This window comes from Bhargavaea cecembensis (assembly GCF_001619585.1).
Taxonomy (GTDB): Bacteria; Bacillota; Bacilli; order Bacillales_A; family Planococcaceae; genus Bhargavaea; species Bhargavaea cecembensis_A.
In genome coordinates, this window is sequence record NZ_LQNT01000011.1 from 445683 (window position 1) to 470146 (window position 24464).

The 24464-nt window shown below is 53.1% G+C and carries 23 protein-coding genes; 4 read left to right on the top strand and 19 right to left on the bottom strand.

The genetic code is table 11. The features are described from left to right. Positions 1-25 precede the first annotated feature (25 nt). From AV656_RS13015 to AV656_RS13040, 6 genes are all read right to left on the bottom strand, one after another. Complete coding sequence (locus AV656_RS13015) at positions 26-1675, bottom strand: FAD-binding dehydrogenase (RefSeq protein WP_063182647.1); 1650 nt, start codon at positions 1673-1675, stop codon at positions 26-28. A 101-nt stretch (positions 1676-1776) separates the two neighbouring features. Next, a complete protein-coding gene (locus AV656_RS13020) occupies positions 1777-4065 on the bottom strand; it encodes an ATP-binding cassette domain-containing protein (RefSeq protein WP_063182649.1) in 2289 nt (762 codons plus the stop codon). A 55-nt stretch (positions 4066-4120) separates the two neighbouring features. Further along, complete coding sequence (locus AV656_RS13025) at positions 4121-4978, bottom strand: hypothetical protein (RefSeq protein ID WP_063182651.1); 858 nt, start codon at positions 4976-4978, stop codon at positions 4121-4123. A 294-nt stretch (positions 4979-5272) separates the two neighbouring features. Further along, positions 5273-6655, bottom strand: coding sequence for an alkaline phosphatase (locus tag AV656_RS13030; RefSeq protein WP_063182653.1), 1383 nt, complete (start codon positions 6653-6655; stop codon positions 5273-5275). 198 nt (positions 6656-6853) lie between these two features. Next, positions 6854-8389 carry an AbgT family transporter gene (locus tag AV656_RS13035; RefSeq protein WP_063182655.1) on the bottom strand — a complete coding sequence of 512 codons (1536 nt, stop codon included), beginning with the start codon at positions 8387-8389 and terminating at the stop codon, positions 6854-6856. A 199-nt stretch (positions 8390-8588) separates the two neighbouring features. Then, positions 8589-9419: a Ku protein gene (locus AV656_RS13040; RefSeq protein ID WP_063182657.1), complete on the bottom strand. Its 831-nt coding sequence runs from the start codon at positions 9417-9419 to the stop codon at positions 8589-8591. Between the two features lie 119 nt (positions 9420-9538). Between AV656_RS13040 and ligD the strand changes: the two genes are divergently transcribed. The 3 genes from ligD (at position 9539) to AV656_RS13055 (ending at position 13779) form a co-directional block, all read left to right on the top strand. Next, positions 9539-11389, top strand: a complete 1851-nt coding sequence (gene ligD, locus AV656_RS13045) for a DNA ligase D (RefSeq protein ID WP_063182659.1) — start codon at positions 9539-9541, stop codon at positions 11387-11389. 871 nt (positions 11390-12260) lie between these two features. Next, complete coding sequence (locus AV656_RS13050; RefSeq protein WP_063182661.1) at positions 12261-13430, top strand: ParM/StbA family protein; 1170 nt, start codon at positions 12261-12263, stop codon at positions 13428-13430. Next, positions 13411-13779, top strand: a complete 369-nt coding sequence (locus tag AV656_RS13055) for a hypothetical protein (protein WP_156484863.1) — start codon at positions 13411-13413, stop codon at positions 13777-13779. The genes AV656_RS13050 and AV656_RS13055 overlap by 20 nt, the downstream gene beginning before the upstream one ends. 34 nt (positions 13780-13813) lie before the next feature. Here the strand turns inward: AV656_RS13055 and AV656_RS16190 are convergent, their stop codons facing one another. Next, entirely contained in the window at positions 13814-14020 is a 207-nt protein-coding gene (locus tag AV656_RS16190; protein WP_082818743.1) for a PspC domain-containing protein, read from the bottom strand. A gap of 117 nt (positions 14021-14137) precedes the next feature. Here AV656_RS16190 and AV656_RS13060 point away from each other — a divergent pair, with 117 nt between their 5' ends. Continuing rightward, positions 14138-14692, top strand: coding sequence for a GNAT family N-acetyltransferase (locus AV656_RS13060; RefSeq protein WP_063182665.1), 555 nt, complete (start codon positions 14138-14140; stop codon positions 14690-14692). 176 nt (positions 14693-14868) lie between these two features. On the opposite strand, the gene AV656_RS13065 is transcribed toward AV656_RS13060, so the two are convergent. The 12 genes from AV656_RS13065 to AV656_RS13115 form a co-directional block, all read right to left on the bottom strand. After that, on the bottom strand, positions 14869-16395 hold the full coding sequence (locus AV656_RS13065; protein WP_063182667.1) for a tripartite tricarboxylate transporter permease: 1527 nt from the start codon (positions 16393-16395) through the stop codon (positions 14869-14871). 15 nt (positions 16396-16410) lie between these two features. Further along, positions 16411-16860, bottom strand: coding sequence for a tripartite tricarboxylate transporter TctB family protein (locus AV656_RS13070; RefSeq protein ID WP_063182669.1), 450 nt, complete (start codon positions 16858-16860; stop codon positions 16411-16413). Between the two features lie 61 nt (positions 16861-16921). Then, positions 16922-17935, bottom strand: a complete 1014-nt coding sequence (locus tag AV656_RS13075) for a Bug family tripartite tricarboxylate transporter substrate binding protein (protein WP_063182671.1) — start codon at positions 17933-17935, stop codon at positions 16922-16924. Between the two features lie 139 nt (positions 17936-18074). Further along, positions 18075-18764 (bottom strand): response regulator, encoded by a 690-nt coding sequence (locus AV656_RS13080; protein WP_063182673.1) that lies wholly within the window; start codon positions 18762-18764, stop codon positions 18075-18077. Beyond that, complete coding sequence (locus tag AV656_RS13085) at positions 18733-20367, bottom strand: ATP-binding protein (protein WP_063182675.1); 1635 nt, start codon at positions 20365-20367, stop codon at positions 18733-18735. The genes AV656_RS13080 and AV656_RS13085 overlap by 32 nt, the downstream gene beginning before the upstream one ends. Positions 20368-20375: 8 nt before the next feature. After that, positions 20376-20528, bottom strand: coding sequence for a hypothetical protein (locus AV656_RS16525; protein ID WP_197462256.1), 153 nt, complete (start codon positions 20526-20528; stop codon positions 20376-20378). A gap of 169 nt (positions 20529-20697) precedes the next feature. After that, positions 20698-21888 (bottom strand): DHH family phosphoesterase, encoded by a 1191-nt coding sequence (locus tag AV656_RS13090; RefSeq protein WP_063182677.1) that lies wholly within the window; start codon positions 21886-21888, stop codon positions 20698-20700. 98 nt (positions 21889-21986) lie between these two features. After that, entirely contained in the window at positions 21987-22526 is a 540-nt protein-coding gene (locus AV656_RS13095) for a histidine phosphatase family protein (RefSeq protein WP_063182679.1), read from the bottom strand. Further along, positions 22526-22975 (bottom strand): aminoglycoside 6'-N-acetyltransferase, encoded by a 450-nt coding sequence (gene aac(6') / locus AV656_RS13100; protein WP_063182681.1) that lies wholly within the window; start codon positions 22973-22975, stop codon positions 22526-22528. The genes AV656_RS13095 and aac(6') overlap by 1 nt, the downstream gene beginning before the upstream one ends. Continuing rightward, on the bottom strand, positions 22947-23207 hold the full coding sequence (locus AV656_RS13105) for a hypothetical protein (protein ID WP_063182683.1): 261 nt from the start codon (positions 23205-23207) through the stop codon (positions 22947-22949). The genes aac(6') and AV656_RS13105 overlap by 29 nt, the downstream gene beginning before the upstream one ends. Before the next feature lie 6 nt (positions 23208-23213). Next, on the bottom strand, positions 23214-23996 hold the full coding sequence (locus AV656_RS13110; RefSeq protein ID WP_063182685.1) for a phosphotransferase family protein: 783 nt from the start codon (positions 23994-23996) through the stop codon (positions 23214-23216). A 1-nt stretch (position 23997) separates the two neighbouring features. Continuing rightward, complete coding sequence (locus AV656_RS13115; protein WP_063182687.1) at positions 23998-24450, bottom strand: hypothetical protein; 453 nt, start codon at positions 24448-24450, stop codon at positions 23998-24000. Positions 24451-24464 lie beyond the last annotated feature (14 nt).

Consider the following 24464-nt stretch of genomic DNA (forward strand, 5'->3'; position numbering starts at 1 on the left):
TACGGTCCCGCACAGGCAAAAGTTCCTACTCCCGTCCGAGCGCCCTTCCCGCCTGCCGCCCGGAGAACAGGCATCCGCCGAGAAAGGTGCCTTCGAGCGACCGGTAGCCGTGGACGCCGCCTCCGCCGAAGCCGGCCGCCTCACCTGCGGCGTAAAGGCCCGGCACCGGTTCGCCGTCCGCTCCCATCACCTGGCCCGACAGATTCGTCTGAAGGCCGCCGAGGGTTTTCCGGCTGACGATGTTCAGCCGAACCGCGATGAGCGGACCGGCAGACGGATCGAGGATACGGTGCGGCGGAGAGACCCGCACGAGCTTATCTCCCATGGACGCACGTGCGCTCCGGATCGCCATCACCTGAAGGTCCTTTGCGAACTTGTTGTCGATCTCGCGGTCGCGCGCCCGGATCTGCCGCTCCATCTCTTCCAGGAAGATGCGCTCTTCGCCGACCAGGTCGTTCATGCCGTCTACAAGATCCGGAAGTGTCCTGGCGACAACAAAGTCCTCTCCCTGCTTCAGGAACTTCTCGACAGGTTCCGGCGCGCCCGGAAGCACGCGCGATAGGATCATGCGGATGCTTTTGCCGGTCAGGTCGGGGTTCTGCTCGGAGCCGGACAGGGCGAACTCCTTCTCGATCATCTTTTTCGTCAGGACGAACCAGGAATAGTCGTAGCCGCTTTTCCCGATCGCCTGAAGCGTTGAGAGGGTATCAAAGCCCGGGAAATTCGGGGCGCCGAAGCGCTGGCCTTCCGCGTCAAACCAGAGCGGTGACGGACCCGGCAATATGCGGATGCCGTGATTCGGCCAGACCGGATCATAGTTTTGGATGCCTTCGGTATAATGCCACATTCTGTCACGGTTGACGAGCCGTCCCCCGGCTTTTTCCGCTGCCCCGAGCAAGTGTCCGTCCACATAGGCCGGGACGCCTGACAGCATGCGCGCAGGGGGCCTGCCGAGCCGCTCCGGCCAGTTTTTCCGGACCAGTTCGTGGTTGCCCCCGATGCCGCCGCTCGTCAGGAGCACAGCACCCGCATGCACTTCAAAAAGCTGCTCCACTCCACGGGAGGTCTTTTCGCCGCGTGCCCGGTCGTCCGGCACGAGCTTCTCTCCGCGCACCCCCGTCACCGCGCCATTTTCCTTGACGAGTTCCGTCACACGGTGGCGCGGCATGTAATGGATGAGGCCGTCGCGGATTCCCTGCCGGACGCGATCGGCGAACGGTTTGACGATTCCCGGGCCCGTCCCCCACACGATATGGAAGCGCGGGACCGAGTTTCCGTGACCGTCCGCGAGGCTGCCGCCCCGCTCCGCCCAGCCGACTACCGGGAAAAACCGGACGCCGAGCGACCGCAGCCACTCGCGCTTCCCACCCGCGGCAAAGTCGACATACGCCCTCGCCCATTGGTAGCCCCACTCGTCTTCATCATTCATCCGGTCAAACCCCGCCGTCCCGAGCCAGTCCTGCCAGGCCAGTTCATGGGAATCCTTGATCCCCATCCGGCGCTGTTCCGGCGAATCGACGAGAAACAGCCCGCCGAACGACCACCACGCCTGGCCTCCGATGTTTGACGCCGGTTCCTGGTCGAGGAGCAGAACCTTCTTGCCCGCAGCGGCCAGCTCCGACGCGGCCACAAGTCCCGCGAGCCCGTGTCCGACCGTGATTACATCGTATTCCATCCCCATCCCGCCTTCCGAATCTACTTACCTCTCATTGTAAAGGAATCTTCTGTCTATTCACAGAATGACGAGGAAAAGCCGCGCTCCATGGGGAGTGCGGCTTAAGATTTTATGATTTGGTCTTTTCCGATTGCTGCTCTTAACCATTTCGCGGTCACTGTATCCGCGTTCAGCATGTCCTTCGGCGTTCCTTCAAACAGGATTTGCCCGCCTTGCTTCCCGCCGCCCGGGCCCATTTCGATGACCCAGTCACTTGCCGCGATAAAGTCCAGATTGTGCTCGATGATGATGACCGAGTTTCCACGGTCCACAAGTTTCTGGAAGACATCCAGAAGCTTTTCATCGTCCTGTGCGTGCAGGCCAAGTGATGGTTCATCCAGCAGGTAGACCTGGCCCTCTTTTTGTAATTGGCTCGCAAGTTTCAGGCGCTGGATTTCTCCACCGCTCAGAGAACTTGTCGTCTGGCCCAATGTCAGGTAGTCCAATCCGACGTCCTTGAGCGTATTGACCCTGTTCAAGATCTTTTTCTGCTTGAAATAACCGGCAGCTTCGTCGATCGTCAGTTCAAGGATCTCAATAATATTTTTGCCCTCAAACCGGTAAGACAATGCTTCGTCCGAGTATCTCGTCCCGCCGCATGCTTCACATGGGATGGTCACCGGATCCGCAAATGCAACTTCCGGTGTCAGCACCCCTTTTCCCTTACACACCGGACACGCACCCAGAGAGTTGGAGCTGAACAATCCTGCCGGCTGTCCCGTCGCTTTTGAAAAGGCTGCCCGGATATCATCCATGATCCCCATATACGTGGCCATGGTCGACCGGTTGGAAGTCCCGATCCCGCCTTGCCCGACCGTTATGGATTCCGGATAGTGTTCCTTGAACGCCTCAAGGATCAGGGAGCTTTTGCCGGAACCGGATACTCCGCATACAGCGACCAGTACACCTTTCGGAATCTCAGCATCCACATGTTTCAGGTTATTGTTCGTGGCTTCTCTGATCACATAGTAACCGTTATGATCTCTCGGATTGCTGTTGATGCCAGGCTGATGCTGAAGGGCTTTTGCAGTCGGGGAGTTTTCCAATCCTTCCAAGTGTCCCTGGAAGACAACGTTTCCTCCATTAACGCCCGCTCCCGGTCCCATCTCTACGATTTCATCGGCCGACCTGATGACTGACAGATCGTGCTCGATAATGATGACGGTATTGTGCTGATCTTTAATCTTTCCAAGCATCTGAATGAGCAGGCTCACTTCTTCAGGATGAAGGCCGGCGCTCGGTTCGTCGAAAATGTAGGTGAGGTTATTCAGGCTGTTCCCCAGATGACGGGCAATTTTCACTCTTTGGGCCTCGCCGCCGGAAAGGGTGCCCATTTTCCTGGACAGGCTCAAATAACCGAGTCCCATATCAACCAATTGTTCGACAGAGGGAATCGCCTGTCTGGCGATGGCTTCTCCCGTCGGATCCTGAATGTTCCTCAGTTCTTCCGCCAACTCCGGAAGCTCCAATTGATCGTATTCGGCGATGTTCAAGCCGTTGATCCGGGACTCCAATACCTTTGGGTTCAGGCCTGAGCCCTGGCAGGTCGGACACAACGAATGGGTCGACACCGCCAGTACATCTTCCTGGGAGACTTGCTTGAGCTTTGAAATGTCCCGGTTAATATAGACCCGCGTAAACCTGGGCAATAACCCGTCCCACTCCGCATTATGGGGTCCATTTTTCGTGTGGAACGGCGCGTAGGCCCGCTCGCCTTCCCGCGGACCATACAACAGCAGTCGCCGGTCTTCTTCCGAATAGTCCTTGATCGGCTTATCCGGGTCGAACAGCCCGCAGGTCATCATCCAATTGCCTTGCCATCCGGAAGGGGACAACGGCTTGAACCGGACGGCATATTCCCTGAGCGACTTGTCAAAATCAACGAGCTTATTAACATCCGGGGCGATCACTTCCCCGAACCCGCCGCATTCCGGACACCTGCCGAATGAGCTCTGGCTTGTGAAGTCATGGGCAGTACCGATCGACGGTTCCCCGATTCTTGAGAACAGCAGCCTGATCAGCGGGTCGATATCCATGTACGTGCCGACCGTGGAGCGGGAATTGCCGCCTACCGCCTTCTGCTCCACCACAACCACCGGGCTCAAGTTTTGCATCAGGTCGGCATGGGGCCTTTCGTACCTTGGCATCTGGTACCTGACATAGGCAGGGTAGTTCAACGTCATCTGCCTTCTGCTCTCTGTTGCCAGCGTATCAAAAACGACTGAGCTTTTGCCCGAGCCCGACAGTCCGGTAAATACGATGATTTTTTCTTTTGGGAGGTTCAGATCGATGTTCTTCAGGTTGTTTTCTTTAAGTCCTCTTAGAATGATCTCATCTTTTTCCTGTGACATTTCACTATCCTTTCTACCTGTACACAGCGACCACATGGCGAGATTCTTGATGCATTTAAGATTTGCGCATTAATGCGCCGTCTGGCTGTGGTAATTCTTGATCCATAATCTGATTCATTTTACAAAAATGCTCGAAGAATTGTTGTGCCAGTTCTTGTTCCTCCGGATCTTTTTTCAATGAAGCAAGATCCCGCAAAATTTGAGCCATCATGGTATTGTCAAAATAACGGTATTTACCGGTATTCCAAGTCATTTTCTCGGGGGATTTCTCGTTCACATAATAGTTCCAGAAATTCATTCGGGCCGATTCCTGTTCGGTAAGCTGGAGTCTGTAAACAGAATGTGCAGGAACAATGCCATCTTCACTCTGTTTGCCTATAAATTCTTCATTCACCATGAAGACCCCCAGAATTTTTCTTTCTTTTTCAGGCATATCGGAATTTCTTTCTGTCAGCAGGACCGCGCTGTTTTGGTGCAGACGGCTTGGTTTATTCGGTTTTCCTTTATTTTTACCGCTTTTAATCTCACCCGAATATACTTTCCACTTCGAGAAAGCAAGCTGCTTTTCTTCCGGCTCACACCAAAAAACCATCTGCGATTCCGGATGAAGTTTATGGTTTTTCATCAGTTTTTCATGTTCCGCGCGGAGCTCATGTTTTTTTCGTTCGAGCTCTTTTTCCTCTTCTTTTTGCAGCTCTTCCTCTCTTCGTTCGCTTTCCTTTTCCCTAATCATTTCTTCGAGTGAATGAGCAGCACTTTCATCCTGCAGAACCAGGTGCTTTTCAAAAGCATCGGGGAACACAAATGTTTTATTATCCTCGCCGAAATCAATTTCAATTCTGGAATCACTATGATCCACGATACTGCCCGTACCAAAACGCTCGTGTGTAACTTTCTTATTGAGTAAATTCATTTATTCTTTTCCTCCCTTGTAACAATAAAAAACAAAAATCCCTTACAACTGTTTTACTTCGTGTAAAAAAGAATATAAAAAAACGCATCCTTCATTCTCTCTGTTGAATACACAGCAGAATTTCGGAATACGCCTCCCCAAAAAATGTACCATTATTGTAACATTTTTATGACGAAAACACAAATTTATTATTGACAACACTTCTTTACCTATGTAATATATAAAGTTTTATTGGATTAATTCCATCACATAAAAAAGGGGATTGGCTGCCCAATCCCCTTCCTTATATTCTGTTTAGTTGTCGAGTTTCATCGCTTCAGCGATCAGTTTCGGCAGGTCCGTGTTGTCATGGAAGCCAACAAAGCTGTCCGCTTCCGGTCCGAACACATAAAGCGGGATGTCCGCGCCTGTGTGGTTCGTGCTTGTCCATCCGATGTTTGCACGGTCGCTGATAACGTGGTTGATCGCAAGGCTGGCGTTGCCGGCTTCTTGGATCGTGCTGATTTCTTTTTCGGACAGGTAAAAGCCGGTGTAGGTCTTGACCACTTCCGCCACGTTCGAACGGTCTTCGTTCAGCTGTGCGGCCATATGATCGCCTGTCGCCGTCACATTTTTCAGGACGTCAGCGTTCAGCGCCATGGAGCCCTTCGAGCCGGTTGTCATGCCGCCTGTGTCGTGGTCACCCGCGACAACGACGAGCGTGTTTCCGTCTTCTTCAGCGAATTCAATCGCTTCTTCAACTGCCTCTTCAAATGCCGCGACATCCGACATGGCCCATGCCGCGTCGTTGTCATGGCCCGCCCAGTCGATCTGGCTGCCTTCTACGACCAGGAAGAATCCGTCTTTGTCTTCTTCAAGTGCATCGATTGCGGCTTCAGTCATCTCCGCAATGCTCGGCTGTTCCGTTTCCCCGCGATGGAGTTCCGGTGCCAGCGCATCTTCAGCAAAGAGGCCGAGCAGGCGGTCGCCGCCATCCAAGTCCAGGTCATCTAGGTCCAGCAGCTGTTCACGGGTTTCAACATATGTAGCACCTTGTTCCTGAACTTCCTGGATCAGGTTGCGCTCTTCCTGGTTGCCGCCATCGGCTGCCGGCAGGAAGTTGTTTTTGCCGCCGCCAAGCAGAACATCGACGTCGCTGTCCGCCATCTGACGGGCAATTTCCGTTTCATTGTTCCGGCTTTCGACATTCGCGACAAACGAAGCCGGCGTTGCATGCGTGATGGTGGAAGTAGCGACCAGACCGGTGGACTTGCCGGCTTTTTCCGATGCCTCAAGAATTGACTCAAGCTCATTTCCTTCTGCATCCAGACCGACTACGCCGTTGTTCGTCTTGACGCCGGTCGCCATGGCCGTGCCTGCCGCTGCGGAGTCAGTGATATCCGAGTTGGCCGAATAAGTGGTGAACAGCCCTTTCAGATGGGCATCCCACACCGCTTCTTCACCCTTGTAGACGCGGTAGTTCGACGCGTAATCCGCGCTGAACCCATCCGGGATCATGTAAATGACATTTTCAATTTTGCTTTTGTCCTTTCCATTTCCCTTACCGGGTTTTCCGGCCCACTCCGGTTTTCCCTGTCCGGCCCACTCCGGCTTTGCTGCATCTGCCGCTGTAAGGCCTCCCATTCCCGACAAGATGAGACCCGCCCCCAGTGCGGCGATTCCGACTTTCTTCAGCATGCTACCCACTCCTCAGTCTAGTTTCTAGAACACTTGCAACTTTAACGGAGGATTGTTTACGCAGAGTTAATCTGAGGTAAAGGAATTGTTTGAATTATCTGGTTCGAAAAACCCATTACGATAGCCTTAGAAATTCTCTAATTACAAATAAATACCGCCCGTTTGCACTTTAATTTCTGCAAACGGACGGTATTCGCTTTATTGGCCCAAATGAATTCCGCCGCCAGGTCCGAGCGGAATATCCAAGAGGAACCATACACTGAACAGGATGAGCCACATGATCGTAAAGGCGATCGAATATGGGAGTAGGGTAGTCATGAACGTGCCCATCCCCATTTTCGGATCATACTTCCTGGCAAATGTCAGGACAATCGCAAAGTACGGGAACATCGGTGTAATCGGGTTCGTGAGCGAGTCGCCGATCCGATAGGCCACCTGCGTAACAGCCGGGTCATATCCCATCATCAGGAACATCGGGACAAATACCGGTGCGAGAATGGCCCACTTTGCAGAGGCGCTGGCGATCAGGAAGTTGATGAGCGCGGCGATCAGGATGAAGCCGAGGAAAAGCGGCAGTCCTGTGAAGCCGATCGATTCAAGTGCCGCTGCACCGTTTATGGCGATGACCGGCCCCAGGTTACTCCAGTTAAAGTAAGCGATCATCTGTCCCGCAACAAACGCGATGACAATATACGGCCCCATGCTGGCCATCGCTTTTCCGAGATGATCTCCAAAGTCCCTCGAGTTCTTAAGTACGCCCGATGCTTTCCCGTAGGCGATGGCAGGGACGATGAAGAGGATCATCATGATCGGGATAATCGAATCCATGAACGGTGAAATGATCAGCCCGCCGTCTTCAGGGTTCCGGAGTATCGCGTTTTCAGGAAGGGTCAGAAAAGCGAGAATGGCCCCGGTGATCAGAATGGAGAGGCCCGCCCACTTCAGGCCCTTTTTTTCTTCCGCAGTGATTTCTTCAGCTGATTCTGCCTCAACAATGCCTTCGAACTTGCCGAGACGAGGCTCGACAATCCGATTCGTCACAAATGTGGCAACCGGAATCAAGATGAGCGCGGAAATGCAAAGGAAGTAATAGTTGATCATTGGGTTGCCTTGGTAATCCGGGTCTACCATGTGGGCAGCCGGTTCCGTAAACCCGTAGACGAGCGGATCAGTCAGAGACAGCAGCAGGTTTGCCCCGAAGGCGCCAGCACATGCCGCATAGGCCACGGCGATCCCGGCAAGCGGATGGCGTCCGAGCGCAGCGAAGATCATGGCGACGATCGGCGGAAGGACGACAAACGCCGCGTCTGCCGCCGCGTTTCCGGAAATCGCGACAAGAACGATGATCGGCAGGATGATTTTCTTCGGGGCTTTCAGGACGGTCGCCTTCATCATCGCTGTGATCAGCCCGGTCGATTCGGCCAGCCCGACTCCGAGCATGACGACCAGTACAAGTCCAAGAGGCGGGAAGCTGGTGAAGTTCGTGACCATTTCCGTCAGGATCCGGATGAGCCCCTCCCCGTTCAGGAGGTTGACGACGGTGATTGTCTCCCCGGTCCCCGGGTTGACAGCAGACGTCCCCATCATCCCGAAGATTGCGGAAGCCACGAGGATGGCCGCGGCAAGATAAACGAACAGCATGACGGGATCCGGCAGCTTGTTTCCTATTTTTTCGACGGTGTCGAGAAAGCGGTCAAACGCCCCGCGTTTTTTTGGTTGGGTGGCATTCGCCATAATTTGGTTTCCCCCTTTAGCACGGTAAAGTGCTACAGCAATGTTTATTATCTTAACAAAATCCGCAGAGAATTCAATGCTGTCCGATAAATCTTTCGTGCCCGGAGGGTGGTAGTTACTTCCTTCCGTCCGACAGCAGCTGTTTCAGATTACAAAAAAACAGAGATTCCGGGATGTCGACCCGGAATCTCCTATCTGGCTAAGCCTTCTTTTTCTTCGCGGCCGCCCGTTTTTTCGGAGCGGGCTTTTTCTTTGTGGACTTTTCGAGGGATGCCTGGAGCGCGGCCATCAGGTCGGTCGCGTTTGTCGCCGCCGGTGCTTCCCGCTCCGTTGCGGTGACTGTTTCCTTGCCCGCCTTTTTCGCCTCGATCAGCTCCAAGAGCGCTTCGCGGTACTCGTCCTTGTATTTTTCAGGCTCGAACGGCGTTGTCAGCTGCTCAATCAGCATCATCGCGACGTCCAGCTCCTTTTTCACTACACTTTCAGCTTCCGGCACGTTCGGTACATCCTCTACTTTTCGAACTTCGTCCGGATAGTGGATCGTCTCCAGCATCAGTGCATTTTTATAGACCCGGACCGCGGCAAGCTGCTCTTTTTGCCGGATGATGATTTTCGCAATCCCGATTTTGTCCGAATCCCCGAGCGCCGCGCGCAGAAGCGCATATGCCTTCGCCCCGCCCTTATCGGGCGCAAGAAAGTATGTCCGTTCAAAGTAGATCGGATCGATTTCTTCAAGTTTTACAAAGTCGACAATCTCAACCGCTTTGTCCTCGTTTTCTTTTTTGAGCGCCTTCAGGTCGTCCTCATCGAGCACGACGAACTTGCCCTTCGTGTACTCGTACGCCTTCACGATATCCTCCGGCTTCACTTCAGCGTTGCACGACGTACATACTTTTTTATACGAAATCGGCGCGTTGCACTCTTTGTGCAGTTGCCGGAGCTTAACGTCCCGGTCCTCGGTCGCCGCGTGCAGCTTTACCGGAATATTAACGAGCCCGAAGCTGATGCTGCCCTTCCATACCGTATGCATTTCATCACCTGCTTTTCCTCTAGCATGTCCCGTCCCGACCGCACTATGTATGAAGTTTTCCGCATGGCGCACACTGGAGTTGTATAGAGGCCTCAGCCGTCGCGAAAGGAAGTCATTCCATGAAACCAATGAAGCTCACGCCCGCAGAAACGCTTCCGGAAGGCCCGGGTTGGCTGTATGAAGTGAAATACGACGGCTTCCGGTGTCACCTGGACTGGCGGGAGGATTGCATCCGCCTGCTGAGCCGGAACGGGCATGACCTTTCGGACCGGTTCCCGGAAATCATGGCAGGGATTGCAGAGGCAAGTGAAGCGGTTCGCCCTTACCTTCCCCTAATCCTTGATGGCGAGCTCGTTTATCTCCTGAATGATGTAAGAAGTGACTTTTCCGTCGTTGCGCGACGGTCCAGGCTCCGAACGAAGGCAGCGATCGAGGAACAAAGCCGGATGTTCCCTTGCCGTTTTTCTGCGTTTGACCTGCTGGAGACGGGCGATGACGACCTGCGGTCCCGAACGGTCGAGGAGCGCAAAGAGGTGCTCGGCCAGGTGCTCCGGGCCGGGCAATTTCCGGTTGATACGAATTACCGTAAACCTTCCCCGATACAGGGAGTGGCTGCACAACACGCACCGGAGCCGCTCAAAAGCCGACTCGTGGCCGGAAACGGCGAAGGGCTCGTCGCCAAACGCAGCGGCAGCCGTTGGACGGAAGGCATCCGGTCGACCGACTGGCTCAAGGTAAAAAACTGGCGCACCGTCCCGATCGTTTTTACGGTTTTTGAAGCGGAAAACAGCAACTTTTCAGGACGTGTCCTGGACGGAGAAGAATGGCTCGAGGTCGTGACACTGCGGCACGGATTCTCCGAAGAAGAAGCAAAGACACTAATTGCACTCTTTCGTGCTAATGGGACGGAAGGACCTCCAGGCGTCTTCCGGCTTGCTCCCGCTGTCGTTGCTGAAGTGCTGACGATCGGCGAGTCCGGCGGCAAATTGCGCGAGCCGCGCTTTTCCCGTTTCCTCCTCGATGAGGACCCTGAAATGGTCACCATACAGCGTTATCGGCGTGCACTGGAGCCGATTCCGCCTGGTGTCACTGTAACCAATCCGGACAAGCCGCTTTTTCCCGAAGCCGGGATTGACAAGGATACCTTTCTCCTTTATCTGCAGCATGCAGCTCCCCATCTGCTGCCCTGGCTTGAAGACCGCCCCCTTACGGTGATCCGGTACCCTCACGGCACGGAGGACACCGAACGGTTCTATCAGAAGCATGCCCCGGATTCTGTCCCTTCATTTGTAAAAACCGCGCCGGGAGAAGAAGGAGAACTTCTGTTATGCAACAGTCTGGAGACGCTTCTCTGGCTTGGCAACCAGGCAGCACTGGAGCTGCATGTCCCATTCGGTCGGCTAAGAGACGGAGAAGAGTCTATATATCCGGATGAAATTGTCTTTGACCTGGATCCGCCTGATGCCACAAAGTTTCAGCTTGCCGTGGATGCTGCGCTTCGGCTGAAACAAGTGTTTGACGGATTTGGGCTAAAGACCTTTGTGAAGACATCCGGCGGCAAGGGGATGCAGCTGTATATCCCGATTCCTCCCAAGACGTTTACCTACGAGGAGACACGGCATTTTACTTCGTTTGCGGCAGAGTATCTGTGCGAGCAGGCACCTGACAGATTCACGACAGAGCGGATGAAGAAAAATCGAGGGGGCCGGCTTTATGTGGATTATGTCCAGCATGCGAGGGGGAAGACGATTATCGCCCCTTATTCCACGCGCGGAGCTGGCCATGCACCGGTCGCTACCCCGCTTGAATGGCATGAACTGACGGATGACCTCCGGCCGCAGAACTTCACCATTCATACGGTGACAGAACGGTTGAGGACGAAAGGCGATCCCTTCCTGCTGATGGAGGAGGCAAGATTCTCGCAACCGTTTGGTGAGGTGCTGAAGAAACTCAAGGAAATGATGAAGTAGACTTTCTTTCTTTATCTGTGAATAACCAAAATTGGTTTCTGCAGGTTATACACATATTATCCACACAACCGAAATATATTTTGCGTATATTGCGTTTGTGTGTATTTTATCCACAGGTTACCTTATATCCTGTGGATAGTTATATTGAAAGAGAAAATGACTTCCGGGAAGCATATAGAGTGTTCACGAATTGAATTAGAGGACGATGATGATCGGTAGAGAAGAGGGACAGAACCAAATATGGATGAAGGGGAATTTCCGGAGAGGACACCAAACTTAAATCATGGAGTTTGTCGAAAAGGGGAGAATGGAATGAAATGAGGAAGAAGACGAAGCAAAACAACCTAAGTTTGTTTGTGCGGAGAATGTATGTATTTACTCCTCAGAATTGTTACATAGATTTTGTCGGGGAGTTTTGAGGGTAAACTTCAAGCCAGGATGAAGATCTGGAATTAAACGAGAAGAAAATGAAGGGGGAAGCCCGAGAAGATGACGGAATGGGTAATGAGAAGAGCAAATTAGATTCAACTCATTTCGACAACAAATATAGAAGAGAAATCCGGTATTCTATTTATTGTCGAAAATAGCCGAACGGCTCAAAAAAGAAGCAGCAATGCAGCCTCAGAGATTCCAATATTACCTTTTATTAACTCTCACACATTGTATTTCTATTATGCGCACAATAACCTCACAATATCCGCACGTTTTTATACATACAATATACGCATAATAGAAATAGATTATCCTCCTAAAAGTCGCTTTTCCTCGGGAAATGTAAGATTTTTGTGCGCATATCCTCCATATTCTCTATTTCTATCATGCGGATGCCGCGGTATAATCATTGATAGAAACCTAGAGGGAGTGAATGGGAATGGCAGTACTCAAAGCCGGTGCAGATGCCGGTAACAACGCACTAAAATTATGGGTGAAAGATCATGAACCAATTCTGATTCCGACTGTCTACTCGCTGTACATGGGCGAAACGACGGAACTGATGGATATGGAAGATATTCCGAAGGATGCCCTTCTTGAGAATATTGATGTCACGATCAACTCCAAGGCACTTTCCTTTAACGGGCAGCGCTACGTAATCGGAGAAAAGGTTCTGAACGATTCGCTTCCGGGGATTGAACTGGAAAAGCGTTCGGACAAGTCGGCAGATGAGATTCCGGTTCTTGTGACACTTGCAGGCCTGGCCATCGATGCCATGCAACGCGAGTATAAGAAAAATAAAATCACAGTCACTTATGACCTGTCCGTGGCGCTGCCTGTCGGCATGATCACGCAGGAAGCGGCAAAAAACAACGCGGCACGCTACATGGGCACGCATGAAGTCATCTTCCACCATCCGTCCGGACGCAATGTGACCGTGACGATTAAGATCGAATACTGCAAGTGCCTTCCTGAGGGAGCTGCGGCCGCATGGGGCGTCGTCTTTGATGAGGGCGGCAAGCTGTCCGAGCGCAAGGTTGAAGTAGGCGACAAGATCATGAAAGTCGACTTCAGCGACAAAACACTTCTTCACTTCGACATCGGTTCCGGAACGACGGAAATTGTCGTGACGGAAGGCGTCCGATTCAATCCTAAACTGTCGGAAGGCCTGAATTTCGGCGTGAAATCGGCAATCAGCGAGATCCTCAAGCGCTGGAACCGCAACCACCCGGTCAAGTCGATCGATTCCATGGCCGAGTTCAACGAGATCTACTTCGACCCTGAACACCCACGCCATAACGAGCTGAAAGCAGAGTCCCAGACCGGCCTCATGCAGCTTGCACAGCGCATCAGCCGTCCGATCATCAACAAGATCGACGACCTGAAAGATGACCCGTACGTCTTCATCTATGGCGGCGGAGCGGCCATCCTGAAAGACTATCTCCAGCAGATTCTGAACGCGAAAGAGCGCACAACCAATGTCACGTTCCTCCAAGATCCGATGTTCGTCAACGCGCGCGGCCTCCTCGTCTACACCTGCTCGCCTCGCTATGAGCAGCAGAAAGAAAAGGAATTAGGTGTGGTCGCAAGTGGCGCGGACTCGAAGTAAAACCTATCAGCAGGGGGAGCGGATCAATATTTACTTGAGCCGCGATCTCACACCGGAGTTCATCGACTGGATCAACACCCAGTCCGACCTGTCGAACTTCTTCCTGTACGCCGCGCAGCAGCTTTACGGGAAGACGGGCTTCGTCGACGTCGCCGAAGTCATGCCGAGAAAGATCAACTTCGAACTCGCCGGCGCGGAAGACCGTGATCTCTACATCCCGGAGGCCGCCCCGCCGGCGCCTGTCCGCGCAGAAAAACCGAAAGTGGAACCAGAACCCGAACCGGAACCGCCGAAGGAGCCCGCTCCTGCCTGGGGCGCTCTGGACGACTTTGACGACCCGTTCGCATAAGAAAACCCCGCCATTTTGGCGGGGTTTTTTCTCATTATTTTCTTCTCAGTAAATACGAATCGTCCAATACCCATGCCAATAACAGATACACCCATACCGAAACCGAGACGGTCACGAGAAAAATCAGCCTCACCACAAATGAGGAAATACCGAAGAACTCCGCTATTCCGCCGCATACCCCCACAATTGTACGGTCATTCGATGACTTTCTGAGCTTCTCTTCAACCGACTCCCTCCCCATCAATCCTATTTAGTGATGCAACCCCTAACCTACTTTCCACACTCCTTGGAGCAGGAATAATTGCCGGCAATGTCCAATAAGAATCCAACAAATGCATACACGGAAGGAAGAGATCCAATGAATCAGCCTGCCACCAGCCCAACGCTGAAAACAGAGCGCCTGTTGCTTCGTCGCTTCACTGAGGCCGATGCGCCGGAAGTCAGCCGGCTGTGCGACAACTATAACCTGTATAAAAGCACTCTGAACCTGCCGCATCCCTATCCGGTGGAGAGCGCGCTGGAGTGGATTGCAACGCACGACAAAAGCTTCGAAGACGGACGGATGTACGAGCTCGCGATCACGGACAAAGAAAGCGGCAAACTCTACGGAGCCATCGGACTTTCCCACCAGCAAACTCACCGGCACGGGGAAATTGGCTACTGGGTCGGCGAAGAATACTGGGGGCAGGGCTATGCTACTGAAGCCGCCAAAGCCGTGCTGGACTTCGCCTTCCGTAAAAAGGACTTTCACCGGGTCTATGCCCGGTTCTTCGCTTCCAACTCCGCTTCCGGCAAAGTGATGGAAAAGTGCGGGATGACGTATGAAGGTACGCAAAAAGAACACGTCCTAAAAGAGGACCGATATGAAGACCTTCTGCTCTACGGCATCCTAAATCCATATCAACAGTCCTAGTTACACACAAAACCCGCCTCTTCCGGCGGGTTTTCTTAATATTCCAGGTTATCCACTTGTTGATAAGTCTTCAAAAGAGCCTATATCCACAGACTTATTCAGAAATCCCCTCATCCTGTGGATGGCCGGAACGCTCTTTTTTGGCCCGCGCCGCGGCTATCACCAGCTTTGCAGGATCATTCTTCCTCGTTGACGATGACCGACTTGCCTCTCATCTTGAGGATCAGAGGGATGAGAAGCCAGGCCGTCGCAGCGATCAGGAAAACGAGGGACAACGGCTTTGTAACGAAAATCGAGAAATCGCCATTGGAAATCGTCAGGGCTCTCCTCATGTTGTTTTCGATCATCGGCCCGAGCACAAGGGCCAAAACAAGCGGCGCAACAGGGAAATCGTTTTTCGTCAGCAGATAGCCAAAGACGCCGAATGCAAGCAGCAGATACAGGTCAAATGTGGTGTACTGGACTGCGTAGACACCGAAGAACGAGATGGCCACGATGATTGGAAGCAAGTATTTCTTAGGTGTCTGGATTACCTTTGCGAACACGCGGACCAGCGGCATGTTGAGTGCCAGCAGCATCAGGTTACCGATAAACATACTTGCAATCAGGCCCCACGCCACCTCCGGGTGGTCATCAAAGAGCAGCGGGCCCGGCTGGATGTTGTACATGATCAGTGCACCCATCAGAATGGCAGTCGTCCCGGAACCCGGTATGCCAAGTGTAAGCAATGGAATCATAGCACCACCGGAAGCTGCGTTGTTCGCTGATTCGGGACCAGCCACACCCTCGATGGCACCCTTTCCAAACTTCTCAGGATGCTTACTGAACCTCTTTTCCGTGATATAGGAGAAGAACGAAGCGAGTGTTGCACCTGCACCAGGCAGCACTCCGATGAAAAAGCCCAAAAGGGAGCTGCGTACAATCGGAACCGAACTGTCCTTCATATCCTGCTTGGTTGGCAGGATGCGATGGATTTTGGCAATTGCGCCGTCTGCCCCGTCACGCTCCAGAATCGTCTTGAAGACCTCGCCGAGCGCAAAAAGGCCAACCGCAATGGTCAAAAACTCAAAGCCGGAATAAAGGATTGGCATGTCGTATGTAAAACGCGCAATCCCTGATACGGCGTCAATTCCAACTGTCCCGAGCATCAAGCCAAAGACTGTCATCATCAATGCCTTTGTCATCGACTTGCCGGCCAGCCCGCTGACCGCCGCAAGCCCGAGAAGCATCAGGGAGAAATACTCGGCAGGCCCAAATTTCAGAGCGACATTGGAAAGCGGCTCGGCCAGCAGGACCAGCCCCAGCAGGGAAATGATTCCCGCTGCAAACGAACCGATTGCCGCAATCGACAGAGCGGCTCCCGCCCGACCCTGCTTGGCCATCTGATACCCGTCGAGCGTCGTCACGACCGAAGAAGATTCTCCCGGCGTATTCAGAAGGATAGAAGTGGTCGAACCGCCGTACATCGCCCCATAATACACCCCGGCCAGCAAAATGATGGAACTTGCAGCAGCCGCCTCCGTCGGGAGGCCGGACGTCATGGTGGCCGTGACAGGTATGAGGAGGGCGACACCGCTCATCGGGCCGATTCCCGGTAGGACCCCTACCGCTGTCCCAATCAGGACACCGACAAATGCAAAGAGAAGATTGTGCCACTGGAACGCGACGCTGAAGCCGTCAGCCAGAAATTGCAATGTATCCATTTCGTTCCCTCCTCCTTAAAGTCCCGGGAATCCCGGCAGCACACCGCCGAGCAGCTCCGAGAAGAAATAATAGACACCGAAAGAAAAAGCAGCCGCGATGATCAAGGTCTTTACCCAGCTTCCACGTTCCATCGCCTGGAAGGCGACAATCAAGAAAAGGAAGGTGGAAGCCACATAACCGATTTTTTCAAGGAGGAAGGCATATGCCACGGCACTGAAGAAAATGACCAGGAATCGCTTGTATTGGACCGGTTCTTTTTTACCGGCTTCTCCCTTGTATCTGAATGTTTCATAGATCAGCCGCGCACTGAGCAGGACCAGAAGAATACCGAGACCAGTCGGGAAAATATCCGGGCCCACACTGGATCCGTAGGCGCTCTGGGAGATTTTCCTCGCTTCCATGACAAATAATAGACCAATTACCAAAAAGACAATTCCCGCATAGCGGTCGAACGTTTTGCTCATCTTCTTTGACACCTCTCTAACATAAAAGGGCGGCCGGTTGAGCCGAGCCGCCCCCTACTTTTTATTTTTCCATGCCGAGCGCCGTCAGCAATTCAACAATGACCTGCTCCTGCTCTTCCAGGTAGCTCGTAAACTCCTCGGCGTTATGGTATTCGCTTTGCCAGCCGTTACGTTCGAGTTCAGCCTGCCACTCTTCCGTTTCGGCCATTTCCGCAAGCTTGATGGACCAGTAGTCGAATGCCTCATCGGACATTTCCTTTGGTGCGAAAATTCCGCGCCAGATCGTGAACTCGGCATCGATGCCTTCTTCCTGGAACGTCGGAACGTCCTTCAGCTCCCCGTCAAGACGCTCTGTCGAGCTGACTGCAAGCACGCGCACATCTCCTGCCTTCACGTACTCTGCGATTGTGGAAGCATCAGTCGCGATCACGTCTGCGTTGTTGCCGAGCAGAGCAGCCACTGCTTCGCCCCCGCCGTCATAGGAAACGTATTTGACGGATTGCGGATCAATGCCATATTCGAATGCCGGAAGAACACCGACCAGGTGGTCCATGGAACCCGGTGCCGATCCGCCGGCCAGGGTCACTTTCTTAGGATCCGCCTTTATCGCTTCCAGAACGTCCTTCAGCGTCTTGAACTCGGAATCCTCACGGACGACGATCGCCCCGTAATCGCGTGTCAGTTGTGCAAGCGGCCGGGTGTCTTTATAGCCGAACGGGCTGTTGCCCTCGGCTTTGTTGTTGTTGATCAGGATTGGCGGAGACTTGACCATCAGCGCATAGTCGTTTTTCGCTTCTTTCGTTGCGAAATCCGCCATGTAGACTGCGCCTCCCCCTCCCGGTTTATTCTCCACGGTGATCGGCTTTTCAATCAACTTGGTATCGTTCATCGTCTTTGCGATTGCCCGCGCGGTCAGATCCCATCCGCCGCCGGCACCGGAAGGCGCTACGATCGTAATGTTGCGCTCCGGATAGTTGGATGTCTTATCCGCCTCTGCGCTATCCCCCTCAGAACATGCTGCAAGGCCTAAAGTCAACGATCCTGCCAATAAGACAGCCGATAGTTTTTTCCACATAGCATTTCATCCCCCTTGTACAATATAAAAAGACAGCACTTGAAAGCGCTGTCTAAAATTTATCAGAACCTTTGGCCTATTCAATGTTTTTGAGCTTAAAATGTACTTAAAAACCTTTTTGTCTTTTTGTTCGTTTTGTTCACGGTTTTATCAAAAAGTATCTTCTTTCCGGACGCCCAATCATCCCGTAGATCAGTTCGGCACCTGCCTTTTTTTCCGACACGAGATATTCCAGATAACGTCTTGCCGTAGATCTGCTGACGCCGATTTCACGGCCAATCTTCTCTGCGGTCATCCCCTCTTCGGCACCGTCCAGAAATCCTGTGATCTTTTCCATCGTGATTGGGTCAATTCCCTTAGGGGTGGCAGCGGGTTCTGCACCGGATGTATCGGTATTATTCCACAAAAGACGGATAGAACCTTCCTGCAATTTCCCGTCCCCCGCAAATGTTTCCCTTTTTATCCTGTAGGAAAGCAGGCTTTCCCTGAAGCGATCCAGCGTCAGGGGCTTAAGGATGTAGTCCGCCACTCCTCCGCGGAACGCCTTTTTTACAATCTCTGCCTCCGCGGCGGCCGTGATGACGATGATGTCCGAGTCCGCGCTGTACTCATGGATATAAGAAATGAGTTCCGTACCGAGCATATCCGGGAGATAGACATCCAGCAGGACAAGATGCGGCTGGAGCGCTTCGATCCAGTCCTTCGCCTCAGCTCCGGTATTCGCTGACCCCACGACCGTGAAGCCCCCGATCTTGTCGATAAATCGGCGATGGATGTCAGCAATGCGCTGATCGTCTTCAATGATGAGAACTTCTATGGTCTCCTGCATGAATTGATCCTCCTTTCGGGATAGAGATGATGAACATGGCGCCCCCGAGGTCGCCAGTTTCGTAATAAAGCTGGCCGCCCAGTTCGCGAACATGGTTGGCGACCGTCACCAGCCCGTAGCCGCGATCCGCGCCGACTTTAGTGGAGATCCGTTCACTGAACAGTGTATTTTCCACTTCTTCCGTAATTCCCGGTCCCGAGTCTTCCACTTCTATGAGAATTTCGCTGCCATTGTCCAGAATGAAAATCCGGACCACCCTGTCGGACTCAGGGTTCTTTTCCACGGCCTCGAATGCATTCGTCACGAGATTGCCCAATATGGATACAAAAAAGCTTTTTTCAAGATTTGCCGGAAGCTCCTCCAGTGCGCTGTCTTCGTCGAGAACGAGCTGCACCTTCAGCTCCTTGGCCCGGTTAAAGAGACCTATGACAATCCCTCCGAGGAAGGGGTCCTGCAGCCGCTCCATGACAAACCGGATCAGTGACTGATGCGCCTCGGTCTCTTCATGGATGAGACTCAGCGCCTCGTCCAGAGAATTCAGCTGGATCAGCCCAGAAATCGTATAGAGAAAATTGTGGTACTCATGCGTCTGGGCGCGCAATGCTTCTGTATACTGCTTAACCTGCGATAGTTCCTCCGTCAGCCGGTCGATGTCTGACTGCAGGCGGAAACTGGACACCGCTCCGATAATCCGGCCGTCTGCCCGGATTGGAATCCTGTTTACGACCGCCTTCTTGCCGTGGATTTCCATTGGGCGGTCCAGCATCTTTTCTCCTGTTTCCATGACGCGGGGAAGGAGTGTATTCGGCAGCACGTCCTGTATGGGGCGCCCGACCAGTTCTTCATCTTCCGGAAGGGATAGGACATCGCGGGCGGCCGAGTTGGTCATCGTGATGGTGCCCCCTGCATTGACCATAATGATCGCTTCACGTACGGATTCGATCAGCACACTCCGTTCCGTGAAGTGGCGGGCGATTTCCGCAGGCTCGAGTCCGAATAGTTCCTTCTTGATACTCCGCGACAGCAAGCCGGAACCGGCAACGCCAAGAAGGATCGACGCCAAGACAATGTAGGCGATGTTATCTGCATAGTCGAAAAAGATGGACGACAGGTCTGTTTCCATAAATCCCACTGAGATGACCCCGATGATGTTGCCTTCCCCGTCTCTGACCGGTGTCTTGCCCCGCAGGGCGGGACCAAGTGAGCCGACAGCTTCGGATATGTAAGACTCGCCATTGATGAGGGCCCGTTCATTGTCATCCCCCACCATCTTCTTGCCGATCCGGTCAGGAACCGGATGTGCATAACGGATGCCTTCGGAATTTCCGATAACGACATATTCTGCCCCAGTCTGTTTGCGGACCGTCTCGGCAATCGGCTGAAGCACTTCTGTCGGATTCTCTGCAAAGAACCCCTCCCGTACATCCGGCCTGTCAGCGGTCGTCACAGCGATATTCAGCGCCCGCCTCCCGACCTGCTGCTCAATCCCATGCGACATCGTGAAGTAAAAGAGGACGCCAATTAGAATCGCCAGCAACGAGACAAAGAGCGCACCGTACAAAAACAGTCTCGTCTGAAGCGACTTGGGCTTCAGAGTTTTCATTAAAGCTTTCATATCCCGGGCTGCGGTTCAGCAGAACGGTCATTCTGCTCAGAACACTCAAAACAGATCAGCCGCCCGTTCTCCGAGACTCCATTCAGGAAGCCGTCCAGGCAAAACACTTCCTTACCACATTCCTGGCATCGACCGACTAATTCCTGCATCCCCATCCCTCCTTTTCACCTATTATATCGAAAAATGCAGTGGCTTTTTACTCTTCTGAAAACTTACGCCACACAAAAAACTCCCTCCACATCCGGGGATCACAATGATCCTCGGTTTTCATGGAAGGAGCTACTTGTCAAAAATTTATAAGTCACAGTCTATTCCGTATCAGGATTCCGCTTCCGCCTTCTGAAGACGGTCCAGCAGGAACTTGACGAACTGGTCGTCATTCAGCAGCCAGACGTTTCTCTCGCGCTTCAGGAACTTCTCAGCATCATAGAACGTTTCAAAGGTCTCGTCCTGCACACGACCATTGCGCTCGACACCCCAGCTGCCGTCGTCTTTCGGATGGATAAAGTACAGGTCGCCTTCCGGTGCACGGTAGATCGTGCCAAACGGCGATTCCTTCAGGTTATAGCGGGTATGGCGTGCGTCTTCACGCAGCGGCTCCTTCTGGAATGCCGCTTCCACGTACGATGCGAATGCCTCTTTCGACATCGAGGCGCCGCTGGCCTTGGCATGTCCCCCGCCGCCGAATGTTCCGGCCACTTCGGATACATCGACATCGTCATGCACCGTACGGAACGATACCTTCCGGCCGCCCATGTTGAGGATCACAATGTAGTCGAGATGCAGGTTTTCCTTGCCGAGCTCATTGCCGAGCTCGGAATGGTACGACTCTGCATGCACGACACCGGCATATAGGCCTTCATGCTCGAGCTGCACCATTTCGCGACGCTTTTTCCGGATATAACGGGCCATCTTGTCGTCTTCCATGTTGAGCAGCTGCTTCTCGAACGGGTCGAACTGGAACGGGGCGTCAGACTGCAGCCGCTCCAGCATCTTCGACTCGAATTCGTCGAACGAACCCATGAAGAACAGTGCGTTCAGGCGCCGTGCCTTGTCGTTGCCGTTTTTCTCCCATTCCCATGTATCGTACTGCCGCACAAGCTCCACAAACTCATCAGCGGCGCGTGTACGCTCCAGGAAGCCCTTGTCGATCAGCCACGCATAAAGCAGAGAAGTGGCTGACGTCAGCTTGCCGTCCTCCTGCTCGACAGTGACATTGCCCCACTCGTATTCGTTCAGATGGAGCGCCGTCTTGTGATGATCGATCAGTGTTACTTTTCCGCCTTTTTTGATGAATTCCTCGATCCGGGTTTCGTTTTCCTCATCCACCGACAAGTCGGTGATGATCAGTTCCGTGCCCGTGTTGCCTTGTTCCAGAAACCGCTCCACTTCGCGGTTCAGCATCTGGACAGAATTGTATCGCACGTTCACATCGTCCCCGAACGCCAGCTTCGCCACGATGCCGCAGCCGATTCCGTCCAGGTCGTTGTGGGACAATAATTTATACACCGAATCACCTCAGATAATTGCTTTGAACACTTAACCAAGTATACCCGTTTTTCGGACGGTTTTCTTGCGAAAGTAAAAAGGAGGAAGCCGAAAATTCGTCATTCCTCCTGCCAGGTCCGCTGAATCTTTACTTTGGTCCCAATTGAAAGCTGATATACATCGGGATTTGTAAGCCGTCTCCACTGCTCAAAGCCAAATTGCGGGTCATATTCACCGATCAGCAAAGCCATCAGGTTTCCGTGAGTGACAAGTGCCGTACAGGAACCTTCGGGAAGCCCGTCGACCACAGAGCTTGCTCTCACGGCAGCTTCTTTTCCTGATTCTCCTCCACCGTATGAAATGTCCGGATCCTCGAAGGAATTCTCCAGCTTCTCCATCCAATCATCCATTGGCGTGGCGCTCAGCACCCTTTCCGCAAGCCGTTCATCCGACGCCATTGTAAGCCCGCTCCATTCCAGAAAAGGCTGGATCGACTGCCTGGCGCGCAGATATGGGCTTGAAATCACCCGATCGATTCCCCTATCCACCAGATGTTCCGCGAGCTGCTCCGCCTGTTTACGGCCTGCCGGAGTAAGCGGTGCTTCCGATTCCTGTCCCTCCGCGGCGCAATGCCGAATCACGTAAATCTGTTTTGCCATCAGCGGGTTTCCCCGATCCGCTTGGTGAAACAGATAATCCGATTGGCTTCCGTAAAGCCGAGCGCAAGATGGACCTGCAGGCTGACATCATTATTCAGCTCACAGTCGCTCGCGAACTCCATGCATCCTTGATCTTGCGCCCACTGTTCTGCACGCCTCACGAGCTCACGGGCAAGTCCATCCTGTCTGTAAGTCTCTTTCACATACAGTCCTTCCAGGTAACCGACCGGGGAGGTCGACGTGCCCTCGACATAGTCTTGCCGGAGCTGGACCTGTGAGAAACCCACAGGCTCTTTTCCGTCAAACGCAAGGAAAACGGCCGCTTCCGGGTCTCCGATCAGCTCCGAAAACTCCCTTTCCAGCTCCTCCACCGTATGGTCCGGCCAGAGAAGCAGTGCCAGTTCCCCGGAAAACCGTGCGTCATTCTGTGTGGCTTGCCGTATGTTCATGCTCCTCCCCCTTTTCATCCAAACGCTCCAGTACCGCAGCCACCCCATGCATCAGGATGCCGATGGAAACCATAAACACGAGCACGATCAGGCCGAATATCCTGCCGGAAAACCCGCCTTCCTGCATATCCGTGCTTGCTCCCGTATCCAGCGAGCCGATACCCGCAATAATGCCAAGAATGACCATCAAGCTGCCGAACAGCTTTAGCCTAAACGTGATCCCTATTTCCATCCCCCGTCAATAGAATTCGTACAGTCCTTCTGCATAGTACTGGAACATTTCTGCTGAAATGCGTTTTCCGTAAGCTTCGAAAAAGAAGTCACGATCCTCCGGCCAGCCGAAGATGCCCGGTTTCTCCCGAACTGCAAGGGCGATGTCGTAGTCCGGGTCTCCCGAAGTGCCGCCGCTCCAGTCAATGATGCCTGTAAGGCGGCCATCCTTCACCATGACATTGTCGACCGTGCAATCGCCGTGGATCAGGCACTCCCATGGGATTTCAGGCCGCTCCCTCTTTAACTGCTTAAGACGCTCCGGAGATCCGTCCGTCTCATAACGGTTCAGGTTGTCCTCCGCTTCTTCCAGCATGCGGTCAATCCAAGGATGGTCCTGCTTAAGGGCGCTTGGGACTGGAGTCTGATGAACCATTCTGAGTGCTTCAGCAAATGCCCTGATCACCTTGCGCCGTTCTTCCCGATCGGTCGTCCGTCTTAATGCACTGCGCACCGTCTCTCCTTCGATGAAGGATATCAGCGCCCAGCTGCAGGCCGGCTCTTCAAGAAATGCAATCAGTTGCGGAACCGGCAAATCGGTCTCCGATAGATGTTTCAACACCTCGGATTCGCGCTTGAGCCACTCATCAAACGGCGCCCGCTTCGAACGCTTCAGCACAAACTTCCCCGCATCAGTTGTCAACAGGGCCACTTCAGACGTCCCGCCCTCCGGCATACTGTCCACATTGTGGATGGTACCTGTAAGTTTTTCAGTTATCCCCTTGGGGATATCTTCATGATGGATTGGCATGTTATTCACCTGTGGATGATTTGGCCGCAGCCGGCATGTTCAGTTCCACCATAACCGCTCCAGAACCGTCACTTGTTATCAGCCAGTTTGAAGACAACATGTCGTTTAACTGCTCCAGTTCGTGCGGCGGTAAGCGAAGATCCTTAATCCCCGCTTCCGTCACCGCATAGTCCCGCTCCACTTCTTTACCGAATCGCATCCGAAGCAGGTTCTTTAATCCGTTAAACGTCACGAACTTCACCTCATAGCCGTCAAAGAGAGCCGACCGGAACGCCTCCAGATCTTTACGGGCAGCTTCCACCAATTCCCCGTAATCAAAACGCGGCTCGATCTCTTTTAGGCCTTCAGCGTCTTCCTGTTCAACTAAGGCAAATAGTTCTTCATTCGAAATCCCCTTGCTGCGGAGAGATTCGACCATATAGGCCTCCATCAAAGACAGTTTTGGTTTGGTCAATGGATGTTCCCCCT